23 protein-coding genes are annotated in these 11431 nt (G+C 31.2%); all 23 read right to left on the bottom strand.

Going from position 1 to position 11431, the window contains the following annotated elements; translation table 11 throughout:
• Window positions 1–9 precede the first annotated feature (9 nt).
• Window positions 10–945: a hypothetical protein gene (locus tag NSQ92_RS10025; protein WP_445669262.1), complete on the bottom strand. Its 936-nt coding sequence runs from the start codon at window positions 943–945 to the stop codon at window positions 10–12.
• 186 nt (window positions 946–1131) lie between these two features.
• Window positions 1132–1686, bottom strand: a complete 555-nt coding sequence (locus tag NSQ92_RS10020) for a GIY-YIG nuclease family protein (protein ID WP_341152734.1) — start codon at window positions 1684–1686, stop codon at window positions 1132–1134.
• A 136-nt stretch (window positions 1687–1822) separates the two neighbouring features.
• Window positions 1823–3220 (bottom strand): ribonucleotide reductase N-terminal alpha domain-containing protein, encoded by a 1398-nt coding sequence (locus tag NSQ92_RS10015; RefSeq protein ID WP_341152733.1) that lies wholly within the window; start codon window positions 3218–3220, stop codon window positions 1823–1825.
• A gap of 14 nt (window positions 3221–3234) precedes the next feature.
• Window positions 3235–3558, bottom strand: coding sequence for a hypothetical protein (locus NSQ92_RS10010; protein WP_341152732.1), 324 nt, complete (start codon window positions 3556–3558; stop codon window positions 3235–3237).
• A gap of 183 nt (window positions 3559–3741) precedes the next feature.
• Window positions 3742–4287 (bottom strand): siphovirus Gp157 family protein, encoded by a 546-nt coding sequence (locus NSQ92_RS10005; protein ID WP_341152731.1) that lies wholly within the window; start codon window positions 4285–4287, stop codon window positions 3742–3744.
• Window positions 4288–4330: 43 nt separating this feature from the next.
• Window positions 4331–4531 (bottom strand): hypothetical protein, encoded by a 201-nt coding sequence (locus tag NSQ92_RS10000; protein ID WP_341152730.1) that lies wholly within the window; start codon window positions 4529–4531, stop codon window positions 4331–4333.
• Window positions 4532–4558: 27 nt separating this feature from the next.
• Window positions 4559–4906, bottom strand: a complete 348-nt coding sequence (locus NSQ92_RS09995) for a hypothetical protein (protein ID WP_341152729.1) — start codon at window positions 4904–4906, stop codon at window positions 4559–4561.
• 35 nt (window positions 4907–4941) lie between these two features.
• The gene (locus NSQ92_RS09990) at window positions 4942–5142 is read right to left on the bottom strand and encodes a hypothetical protein (RefSeq protein ID WP_341152728.1); all 201 of its coding nucleotides are present in this window, start codon (window positions 5140–5142) and stop codon (window positions 4942–4944) included.
• A gap of 35 nt (window positions 5143–5177) precedes the next feature.
• Entirely contained in the window at window positions 5178–5558 is a 381-nt protein-coding gene (locus NSQ92_RS09985) for a hypothetical protein (protein WP_341152727.1), read from the bottom strand.
• Window positions 5559–5561: 3 nt separating this feature from the next.
• Entirely contained in the window at window positions 5562–5768 is a 207-nt protein-coding gene (locus NSQ92_RS09980) for a hypothetical protein (RefSeq protein WP_341152726.1), read from the bottom strand.
• Window positions 5765–6145 carry a hypothetical protein gene (locus NSQ92_RS09975; RefSeq protein ID WP_341152725.1) on the bottom strand — a complete coding sequence of 127 codons (381 nt, stop codon included), beginning with the start codon at window positions 6143–6145 and terminating at the stop codon, window positions 5765–5767. The genes NSQ92_RS09980 and NSQ92_RS09975 overlap by 4 nt, the downstream gene beginning before the upstream one ends.
• Before the next feature lie 18 nt (window positions 6146–6163).
• Window positions 6164–6295 (bottom strand): hypothetical protein, encoded by a 132-nt coding sequence (locus NSQ92_RS09970; protein WP_341152724.1) that lies wholly within the window; start codon window positions 6293–6295, stop codon window positions 6164–6166.
• A gap of 277 nt (window positions 6296–6572) precedes the next feature.
• Window positions 6573–6782, bottom strand: a complete 210-nt coding sequence (locus NSQ92_RS09965) for a hypothetical protein (RefSeq protein ID WP_341151422.1) — start codon at window positions 6780–6782, stop codon at window positions 6573–6575.
• Window positions 6783–6787: 5 nt separating this feature from the next.
• On the bottom strand, window positions 6788–7087 hold the full coding sequence (locus tag NSQ92_RS09960) for a hypothetical protein (protein ID WP_341152723.1): 300 nt from the start codon (window positions 7085–7087) through the stop codon (window positions 6788–6790).
• A 229-nt stretch (window positions 7088–7316) separates the two neighbouring features.
• Entirely contained in the window at window positions 7317–8141 is an 825-nt protein-coding gene (locus NSQ92_RS09955; protein ID WP_341152722.1) for an HNH endonuclease signature motif containing protein, read from the bottom strand.
• Between the two features lie 63 nt (window positions 8142–8204).
• Window positions 8205–8504, bottom strand: coding sequence for a hypothetical protein (locus tag NSQ92_RS09950; protein ID WP_341152721.1), 300 nt, complete (start codon window positions 8502–8504; stop codon window positions 8205–8207).
• Between the two features lie 222 nt (window positions 8505–8726).
• A complete protein-coding gene (locus tag NSQ92_RS09945; protein WP_341152720.1) occupies window positions 8727–9011 on the bottom strand; it encodes a hypothetical protein in 285 nt (94 codons plus the stop codon).
• 33 nt (window positions 9012–9044) lie between these two features.
• Complete coding sequence (locus NSQ92_RS09940) at window positions 9045–9197, bottom strand: hypothetical protein (RefSeq protein ID WP_341152719.1); 153 nt, start codon at window positions 9195–9197, stop codon at window positions 9045–9047.
• 55 nt (window positions 9198–9252) lie between these two features.
• On the bottom strand, window positions 9253–9426 hold the full coding sequence (locus tag NSQ92_RS09935; RefSeq protein WP_341152718.1) for a hypothetical protein: 174 nt from the start codon (window positions 9424–9426) through the stop codon (window positions 9253–9255).
• Between the two features lie 11 nt (window positions 9427–9437).
• Entirely contained in the window at window positions 9438–10415 is a 978-nt protein-coding gene (locus tag NSQ92_RS09930) for a DNA cytosine methyltransferase (protein ID WP_341152717.1), read from the bottom strand.
• A gap of 44 nt (window positions 10416–10459) precedes the next feature.
• Entirely contained in the window at window positions 10460–10699 is a 240-nt protein-coding gene (locus tag NSQ92_RS09925; protein ID WP_341152716.1) for a hypothetical protein, read from the bottom strand.
• Between the two features lie 37 nt (window positions 10700–10736).
• Window positions 10737–11231, bottom strand: coding sequence for a deoxynucleoside kinase (locus NSQ92_RS09920; RefSeq protein ID WP_095328689.1), 495 nt, complete (start codon window positions 11229–11231; stop codon window positions 10737–10739).
• Window positions 11228–11431 carry a YorP family protein gene (locus NSQ92_RS09915; protein ID WP_095328688.1) on the bottom strand — a complete coding sequence of 68 codons (204 nt, stop codon included), beginning with the start codon at window positions 11429–11431 and terminating at the stop codon, window positions 11228–11230. The genes NSQ92_RS09920 and NSQ92_RS09915 overlap by 4 nt, the downstream gene beginning before the upstream one ends.

Here is an 11431-nt window from a genome sequence, read left to right as displayed (position 1 = left end):
TATTTAAATTTAAGCTTCGCAGAAAGTACATCCTTCACTTCTATCGACATTATTTGTATCTGAATAGGTATAATAAATTGTTTTAAGTTCTTCTTCCCAAGCTCCGTTATCCAAACGTAACATTTCACTTGCTTGAATCGATTTATGAATATGCATATTATGAGAAATACCTTGGTCAACATGACGTTGAATTGCCGAAATAATCTTAATTGCCCACATTTCATCCATCTCAAATCCTGATTTATAGAACCACATTGTTTCTGGTGAGTAGTTAGGAGGAATCATCGTTACGTTCATCCCTGCTTTTTCTTCTTGATATATCACTTCATATAATGGATCACATGAAGGAGATACCCCACCCATAATTACTGAGTTACTTCCTGTTGGGGCTATGGCTTGAATATAAGAATTACGGATACCCTTTGTCATTACTTTGTCTTTTAATTCCAACCATTCAGGTGACTCGTAACCACGTTTATCAAAATAGTCACCGGTATTCCATTCAGATCCCTCAAACAAATCATAAGAACCTTTTTCAACAGCTAATTTGTGAGACGAATTAATTAATGCAAATGAATACTTCTCGAAAAGTTTATCTGCAAATTGCGCAGCTTCAGGACTATCCCACATAATTTGATTATCCGCTAACAAAGTAGCTAATCCCATCGCTCCTGCTCCTACAGCTCGATACTTATTATTTGTGTGAGTAGCCTGTTTAACTGGCGTTCTATTCAATGAGATAACATTATCTAACATTCTTACTTGAATATCAGTTATTCTTTGCAAATCTACTTCTGTATTCTTAAATACGTTAGGTAATACTAGTGAGTTCAGGTTACATGTAACCAAACCTTCTCCTTGTTTAACTTGGATAACTACTCCACCGTCTTTAAGTTGATCATTTTCATATGTATCAAACTCCATATTTTGAATTATTTCGGTCATTTATCTTCTATATGAGTCGCTACTTCATACACGTTCTCTTATGAACTGCTGCATGTCACCATACAGATGAGACTATATCATATTCCTTTTAAAAGGAATCTCTGCGTTTCGAATACCAATAGCTTGCATTCTACGTCTTTCGACTAGTCGTTAGGCATTTAATATTTGATTGATAGTTTATATGTATTAGTTAGCATATTTCCAATTAGTAAATGTGTTAGAGTTCAATCTATAACTAACAGTTGTTATTCCTAAGCCAAGTGTTTTACTGGCATTAGTTAAGCTCTCGTATTCAACTCCGTCTATTACTACTTTTTTAGAATTAGCTTCTTTAATTCTACGAATAGTGAGTTCGCTCTTAGGTTTACCATACATTGGATTATTTTTACCTTTCGCGTTCATGCTCTTAAGTTTACGAGTATGTTCCTTTTTAGGATTATTGGTAAAAGTATCACCTCCATCCATAGCGTCAGAAATGTTATATTTATCATATGATAAATCATCTATGTATTCTTGTTCTTTAAGCTCGGCTTCTGTTAGCGTTTCATAAACATGTAATTTCTTAAATTCAAAACTATTTTCACCGTATAAAGACCATTCTGCTTGTAATAGTGAATTGTTGTGGTTACCTCTTCTTAACATGTTTTTATGAGCTCTCCATCTTTTCTCAATTTCCTGACTTCTACCAAAATATTTTTTACCTGTTTTCATGCAAGTTATTGAATATACAACATGTCTCAATCTATTCACCTCCCTTAATTTTAATTTATTTTCATATCAATCGAATATATTTAGCACGGGATTGTCTTTAGCCTAAAAAGAGTTTCCCCGTTTAGCAGAGTTTGCTACATGCATTACTACATGAAGGTGCTACCATTTAACACAAATTACTTCCTAATGGACTACCTGCATGAGAATTAGGATTCTTTCTAGCTGCCGTGTCACTGAAATACATGAATGGTGTTCCACCTGTTTTACGTGCATTGTAAATATTCTTATAAATATCAGTAGCTTTAATTACCTTCTTCAATTGAAGGTCAGACTGTTCAGCAATTCTATAACTATATGTAAAAGCATGATCAATTGGATTAGGTATCTCGCCTTCTTGTAGTTTCTTTTTGTCATACAATCTATTTAGATCGAATCCTAATTTTTTATTTACTTCATAAGGGTCAAATATAGTCCATGTTTCTCGTGAGTTTAACCTTCTCATAAACTCATCAGGTAAACACACTGCGGTAAATAGTGAATGTGCTCTACGTTCTTGTGAACCTGTTTTTAATCTTAGGTCAAGGAAATCAAATATATCTAAATGCCATACTGGTAAGTAAGCACTAATTCCACCTTTTCTTGCCCCAAGCTGGTTCACGTATTCGGCTACATTATTTAATAATCTACAAGGATGTACTACTCCTGTTGATCTTCCTTTATAACCTCTTATCCAACTTCCATCAGCCCTTAGGTATCCTAAATAGATACCGATTCCAGATCCGTTTTGAGAAAAAGTAGCAGTATCTTTTAAAACATCCATAATTGACTGTAAACTGTCAGCCATTGTTAGTATGTGGCAACTAGATAAAGATCCTAAAGGTCTTCCACTGTTCATTAATGTTGGAGTCGCTAACCCTACAAAATGGTTAGACATTACCCAGTATGCTTCATTAACATATTCTAAACGTTTATTCACAGGCTCATCTTTCATTAGATAAAGTGCTGTTGTAAGGAATCTTTCTTGTGGTAATTCCATTTGCTCATTTTTATAACCTTTGATTAGATAGTTCTTGTTTAGTAAAAACAAACCTGGATATGAAAATAATCTATCTTTAGATTTATCAATGAAGCTTCCTGCTTGTCGTAGTTCCTCTTCTGAATAAGCTGAGATGATTTCATCTGAGTACAAACCTTTTTCAGTCATCATAAAGACAAAAGAATAATAATCTCCATAACCTTTTTTGTAATCAAAGCCACGCTCTTTAGATGCTTTCTTATATAGTTTTCTGAGTAAAGATGATGCAGATAAATACGTATATTGAGGTGTATCTTTTGTGATGTTATCGTTAGACTCTCTAATAATTAAATCAAATAATTTTTCAGCTTCGATGCTCTCTTTAAGTGAAACTTGATCAATAATAACTTTTTTAAATTCATCAATTTCAGCTTCTTGAAACTGTTTAGTAGAATCTTTTACTATTTCGTCTACAAATCTATTAAAACGGCTTACGTCAAATTCAGTTCGTTGGATATGTGATTTTCTATCTTTAGTTATAATTGTCACTCAGTTACCTTCTTTCATTTCAATTTAGGTATACCTTCTTCAGCAATCCTCTTTGTGCCTGTTATGTATATTTCATCTTCTTCTTGCTCAATCCAGTTTTCCATATTCGCATAAGCATTTGCCATAGCATTCTTATCTATTTTCTTCTTTTTGATTTCTACTTCTATGTAATCATCAATGTTGCTATCTGGTATGATATGCTGTTTTCCATCTAATCCAGTGAATATATAATCTCCCTTACTATAGTAGACTTCATGATCGAATTGGAGTATACTTCCTGGTTCTGTTGCTACCGTGACTGTTCCGACATTAGGCTTAAAAGCAACTAATTTAGACAACCGCCATTCTCCTTTTTGTAATTTATTTTTATTTATTTGTACATTTCTAATAAGTCTTCGATAGTAACAGTCTTGAAGTCTTCCCCTCTGTTTTGATCGTCAGCATCGAACCTTTTCTCGTCAATAGTTGAAATATTCATTAGATCACCTCCTTAAAATTAATTAATAACGTTATGTATAGTCTTACTTAATCTGTAATGATGATTTATTATTTGCAATTTTAACTCCTAACTCTTCAAATAACACCTCATCATCCAGTTTTTCCACTTGTTCTTTTAGGTACTTTAGTAAGTCAGATTTTCTAATTTCTCGTTCCTTTGGTTTATCCCACTCTGTCGGAACTCTATCAATATTTAATATTTCCAGTACAGGTGGATTCTTTTTAAAACCCACATTTCCAATGGAAGTCTTAATTTTCTTCTTGTTCTTATAGTCGTAACCAAGTCCATTCAATATTTCAACTAGATAGTTTTTAAGGTTCTCAGCTTTTTTCTTTGTTGTTTTCTCTAATTTATCTAATCGCTGCTTTTCAGCTTTATACATTTCAGCATCTGATTCAATGTTTTTAATAAACTTAACGATGTTATCTACCTTTTGAGTCAAATCCACGTCTACTAGGCTATCAAGATATGATTTTACTACATCGTAAGTAGCATCATTTTCATCCATTTGGTCTAATAATTCTTCTAATTGTGCAATATTTGAAGCGATTTCGTATAGTTTTGTCACTTGTTATCCTCCATTTTAATTTATTTTTAATAAAAGGTGAGTTTTATCTTGGTAATATTTCTGATAGTAATTCTATCAATTCAACCTCTTTTATATCATAGCCATCTGAATCCCTAAGTTCCAATGAATGATTGATATCTAATGTATTTCCATACGTAACAAATATCTCTCTCCCATTGCCAACATCCCACATTAATCCTAGAATATCATCACCATTTTTTACAGCGTATTTAAAATTTGCCATTAGTTCACCTCCTACAAAAGAGAGTTTTTAACCTATAATACAATTATCTAACTTAAACTCATATTCATATTTCTTCATCCACTTTTTACGAATTCTCTTTTTCTTCGGCAGTCCATTTCCCCTAGGGAGTCTATATCCCTTTCCAATAACAGTATAAGTTTTATTAACTGGAAGTAGCTTCCCAATAAAATCCGGCTCAACTTCTACATTTTTTATTGCGCAAGACATCTCTCGATTAAACAGAGTTAAGTTCTCGCCGTTTTTAATTTCTTTTTCTTCAGATTTTAACGTTAAATCTGCTGATTGCATGTTTCCTATTGGCTTACCATTTAAAGTAATCAAAAAGTCTGAAGCTTTAAATTTTTCTGGTGGCATTTTTATATCTCCCTTTTTAATATAAAAGTATAAATTTAAAACAAATCGTAATTTTCTCCAAAGTCTTCCAAATATTCTTCAATTGAATCCTGGATATCTTCAAGAAAGTCAACATCGTCGTGCAGTTTTTCGGATAGCTCTTCTATTTGACCATGAGCGAATTGCCATCTTCCATCTTCTTCTAACAGTTCCAACTGATGCTTTATTACCAGTTTGTAAGCTTTTCTCAAATCCATTATAATTTTCCACCTCAATTTAATTTAATTATATTTTAAAATCCTTTTATCAACTTACCTTTCGTCAAAAATGCTCCAATTCCAGCTAATATCGTACTAAACCATACTGTCTCAGTATCTAAATTCCAATCCCAGTTACTTTCTTCTTCATAATATGTATGTAATTCATCTTTTTCAATCTCACTAACGTTATTCATTTCATTAAGCTGTTCTTGCTGCTTTTTAAAAACTATAGCGTAGCGTTCATCAATTCTACTCAGCTTATTTTCTAAGTTGTGCTGTTTAACATAAAGATCATTCATCTCTTTGTTTATTGCTACTAACCTCATAGACATATCTACTAGTGTGATTAAAAATACGACTATTGTAAGGGTTATGAGGAATTTTAATGCCTTATTCCCCTTTTTCCTTTTCATCTTCTACTCTCCCATACTAAGATTATATTTATCTATTATTCCCTGTCTATCATATTCATCAATATCTAATTGTCTTAATTCTTTCATTAAGTCATCAGAACAATTATTATGTGATGTAATATATAACTTTTCCTTCTTTTTCTTATCCCATGAAATTTCAATTGTGCTTGTTTTACCTTCCATAATGCCTTCACAGATTGGACAGTTCATCTTAATTCATCCTTACTCTTCACAAAATAGGGTTCTAATTTAGTTCTAATGTGATTCTTTAATGCCGCTCTCCAATATCGATTATAACCTTCTTTATGACCGCCATTTACTTTAACTGAAAAATCATATTGAACAAAAATTCCGTCATCGTCTGGAACAGGATCGAATATTTTTACTCCGTTGTCCTTTAGAAATTTATTAACGTTGATTCTCTCATCGATGATTAACTTTCTTATGTATTCCAAGTGTTTAGCATACCCAATTTTCTTTTCCTTTTGTGACTTAACTATTCTGTTTTCTAAGTAGTTAATTGTTAAATCGATAATAATCTTTTCATGAATAGCGTTTTCTAAATCTTCACTAATATTAGCTTTCAATATAATCACCCGAGGGTATTATACCACAACTGCCAGACTTTCTTCCAAAGCATCCTTTTTGTTCAGTATATCTTCACGTTTCTGTTCTAGCTTCTCAATCATCTTATCCAATCTTTCTAACTCAATGTTTAACGATAAAAGTTCTGTCATGTAAATTAACCTCCACTTCGTATCCAATTTGTGTAAGCCAAGCAATATCGTCACGGTTGAATAAGTCATCGTCTCTACTTCCTGATGCCATTAAACTCATGATAGCCATAAAGATGATGAGTACAATACCTGAAACTAACCAGATCATTTCTCTCACCTTCTTTCTTGTTAGAGAGTTACTGTTTAGCAACTCTCTCTATCACTCAACTTGTATTTACATTGTAATTTATTTATATTTAAAAGTAAATAGTTTTTGTTAATTTATTTATATTTAGTTTTAAAATTTATCAAATGGTTCGTATGTATTTTCTTCGTCCGGTAATAAATTCTTAGCTAATCTCATTTGATCTAGAAACTTATTGTACAATACTTCATATTTACGGTACTCTTCCTCAGTAATATTTTCATTTCCTTCTAATTCGCCTAATAATGCACCAACGTAGATTTCAGCATTTTCAATGTGGAAGTCGATCATATCTTTATTCATATGTATTATTTCCCCTTTAACAAATCAAATTTTTGATTATATAAATCTCTCACTATTTGTAATTCGGTAGGATTATGTAATAAGTTTATGTCAATAAGTAAGTCACGCAGCGATTGTTCAAATTCGTTATTAAATTCGTATACATGTGTTATTTGACTCTCAACAAGCCATTGAATAAGGTATTTTTCAAATTGTACTCTATATTCAATTACTCCTTCTTCACCAACTCTTTCACGTTGATCAATAATTGTACCTTTACGATTTAGTGTGTTAGCAAATACTTCATCACCTACTACAAAACTCATTACCTTCCCTTCTTTCAATTATTAGATTTTCCACCATTTACGATGTGTTTGATACTGGATTGGCATTTTTCTTTCATATTTGTACCATATATGTAGATTATCTAAAGCGAATAGTAAGTACGAATATGTTAGAAAACCTAGTAGCATTAGGAATGTTGGCATTAAATCACTCCTTTTATGTAATTTATTTATATAAAATTGTAGCTTTATTAGTAATTAACAAAGCTACCTATCTTTTTAATTTTAAATATATATGATCCATAATTATAACCTTATTCTTACCTAATGCTTTTTTAACATGTTCCCTTCTAATGTCATGATAGGTAATCTTACTTTCCTTACAAAGTTTTTTGATAGTCCTTGTATCAATACTAACTTTCTTATTCATTCTCAATATATCAGTAACAAAATCACAAAATACCTTTAAATTATCGGGCGATTGATTCCACAACTCCACTGATGTAACATTCCCATCCAAGCGAATTTGTTCTTCATTCCTCTTATTTTTCTCACACCAGAATACATAATCCCTAAATTCCTTACTAGTCATTTGATTTAATGAAGCTAAATGTTCAACCAATGAATTAAATTTATCAACATCAATTTTTCGTCTTTCAGCCCAGATAAAGGGATTTTTTGCGTGTTTAGACAGGTTAAAGTGATCACTTAATGGAATTATATTACCGATATAAGTGCCTCCATGTCCCCAAGATAAAGGGATGAAATGGTCTATGTGTATTTTATCAGAGCCAGTCAAAGGGCACTTGCCGTCAAATTGTACATCTAAATAACGTCTCCAAAGTTTTAAATTGATATTAGTAGGTAAACTTTTCACTACACTTCTTCTTTTTTCACTATTCAAAGTGTTTCTCAATCGAATATATTCCGAGTTAAACAACCTATTATAATCATATAATTGTTTTCTTCTTTCTTTGTTCTTATCATTTTTAACCTTATCCTGCTTCCTTTGTTCCTCTTTACGTGACTCGATTTCTGATCTATTTAGTTCCATAACCCTTTTAGAGCTGTTCAGCATATCTACTATTCTATCCATAGTTATCACCCCTTCCCAATCATTAAATCAATTATTACGATTTTTTACAATAAAAACCAACTTTTATAATAATTTTATTATCGTATGCACTTGCTCCCAAGTATAATTTTCGCCATTGATAGTTCTTGTTTTTAATTGAATCCATTTTGACAATTGTTTATTATAGATTTCCATATCTTTTGCTAATTCCTTAAGTTTCTCATCCAAGACATCTACCGTATATCCATGTTCGACATTTTTCATATCAAGTTCGATTTGTTTCTTTTTGTCTGATAATCTATTTATTAAATTATTAGTTCTCTCTATTTTTTCATCCATTTCTTTTACTGTGAATGTTTCATAAAGCCAATCATAGTGAGCCATTTTTAAATCTCCTTTTCTAATGAAATCTGTAATTCAACAAAATTATTTTGTTATGTTTAAAAATATTGAAATAGCTAACACAATTGCTACTATGTCGTCTATTAATCTAGGGGTAACTTCTTTGTAAATCTTTAATTCAACAAATGTCCATAATCCAGCTATAACAATGTAAAGTAAGAATATTCCTAATAAGTTAAAAATAAAGTTAATCATCCTTCCTCCTCAACTTGTCATGTATTTTTTGATCTCTTTCTCACGTTCATTTCTTATGTATTTAATTTCATCTGTTGCTGGAAACAACCCGTCTTTGTTCTGTATCTGCTGTCTCAATTTATGAACACTTATTAAGTTCAATTTAATTTCATTTAAATCATCTAATGTTACAGCTCCAAGTAACTTAGCAGCTTGGATATATAGCTTATTGTCACTGTTCCGTGTCTCTGGATAGTGTTCTAACACATATAATACTAGTTGTTTAGTAGTCTTAAATTCTTTTAAAACATTCATCTTGTCACCTCAATTATCAAATATTCTTTTTATCTAAATTTGTTTATTTAGCCAACCCAGTAAACTTACAAACTCATTTACAACATCATTATGTTCTTGGTCTTCTCTAATTTGATATATAATATCCGTTAAAGACATATCATCTGTGGCGTAATATTGATTGAGTAACTGCTCTAACTTTGTCATAGACGATGCTCCCTTGATTTATTTTTACAATGAAATTCATATTTCGTTGTATTTTTCAATCCCAAATTGTCCAGTATGTATCGCTGTCTCCATCCTTATGTAATCTTTCATATTCTTCTTTGTCAATTTGACTATGTAAACATTTTTCATTGCAATAATACTGTTCTCCTCCATTAATACAATAACCTTGATCCATTTCTTTTTGACACGAATCACACAATCTATCCACTTCTTCACCTTCTAAATCTGTAAAATGTCTTGTTTTACTAACTCATTGAATATAGCTTCTAAGACTGTAACAACAATACTGTTACCTGGTAGCTTGTATAGTGCTGCCTTAGGTAAACCTACTGAAGCAACTTGTTCATAATCTTTTTCTGTGAATCCCATCAACAACCAACATTCTTTAGGCGTTAATTTTCTTATTGTATTTCCGTAATATACTGCTATGTTAGGACTAGTTGTTAAGGTTGCAACCATTCCATCTTGAACTCTTCCTCTTCTTGTTTTACTGTTAGGACGTTCGACGTTTACTGAATCAAATTCTTTAACTTCTCTAAATCCAGTTTTATTATTTTCTCTTATATACATCTTTCCATCTCTCTCAAAGAAGAGACTCTTTTCATTTTCACTTAACTCATAATCAGTGACATCAATTGTGGTATCTATGTAATCTTTTAATGTCCTAGTTAATTCTACTTCTTTTGGAAATTCAAAATTTTTATCTTCAAGTAAGCTAACTGTAAATATTCTCTCTCTATTTTGAGGAGTACCATAATGTTTAGAATTAAGTATTTTGAAGTTGTTTTTATACCCCAACCTTTCCATAGTAGATAAATAATGGTTGAAATGTTCTACATGACGTTTTGATATTAAACCGGGAACGTTCTCCCAAATAACCACCTTTGGTCTAGGATTTAACTCTTTTTCAATAATTTCTAAAGTTCTTTCATACAGAATTGATCTTCCAGAATTCACGTTATTCAATCCGTTTTTAGACCAATCTTGACAAGGTGAGCCATGTACGAGCAAATCAACATTCATGTTCCATGTTTTAACATCTTGAGGTTTGTAACTATGGTCAAATATTTGATTATAAGCATGTACTGCATGTGGAAGAATTTCAACATAATCAATACTTTTTAGGTCTATATTTAAATTTTCTAAAGCTTTTCTGGGAGCCCCAATCCCGCCAAATAATTCTAATATCTTCAACAAGTTCCTATTTCACCTCTGTAGTAATCTATTTTCCAATCAAAGAGTTATTTTGTTGCAAATCTCTTAGTCACTAATTCTCTCAAACTTACAAAAATTAAAACTAGAACTATGTATACTCCTAATGAGTAACAAATTGCAGCCCCATATTTCCAAATGTTTTTAAACAACTCATATTGTGATATTACAACTTGAACGGTAAATCCATTTGTATAGAAAGCAATCAGTATTAATGGTAATTCTTGATACCACTTTAAATTTAAGCTTTCATAAAGTTTGATTATCAAGAATCCACCTCCCTTCTAATTAGTAATTTAACTTTATTTAAATATCTGCTAAAATAACTTCCACTATTTCATCACTTGTCATTTCATTAGTATCAAGCATCCTTAACTTTAAACCAGATTGAAACATCACTTGTTCGTACATTTCACTTATTTTACTAACCATATCTAGTTCCACATACTCATCACCACGACTCTTAATTCTTTTTTTAATTACTTCGTCCGGAGCATATAAGTAATATACCTTTGCTTTATCAAACACCATTTCCTCTATACTCTTCCTTTGAGTATCTGTTAAGATGGCGTAATCTTTATAAAGAGTCGCATATACTTGGTTACTGTAAATAAAACGATCCATTATTACATTTTTATTTTTAGCAAACTCAATAAAATGCTTATATAATTCTTCATTGTTGCATTGAGCTAATTCAAAACTTGATCCTTTTATAATCGGATAATCCAATTTTTCATTGAGCTTGCTGGCTACTGTTGATTTAAAGCAACACTCATTACCTTCTAAGATAATCATCTCTATTCTCCTATTCTATCTAATTCACATTCTCTTACTCTTTCTAATATGTCATCTTCTCGCAAAACTATGTAATCGTATCTAATTGAATTTAATATGTATTGTGTAATCATAACTCTCTTTCCTACTGCACAAGGTAATCCATTTTTTGCTTGCTCATTGATTTTAGCTTTATCGCCAATTTTAAAGCTAAATTGCTTATTCAT

It is taken from the genome of Niallia sp. FSL M8-0099 (assembly GCF_038006945.1).
GTDB lineage: Bacteria > Bacillota > Bacilli > Bacillales > Cytobacillaceae > Niallia > Niallia circulans.
The sequence above is the reverse complement of the archived record's forward strand: the minus strand, read 5'-3'. Positions and strand labels throughout refer to the sequence as shown.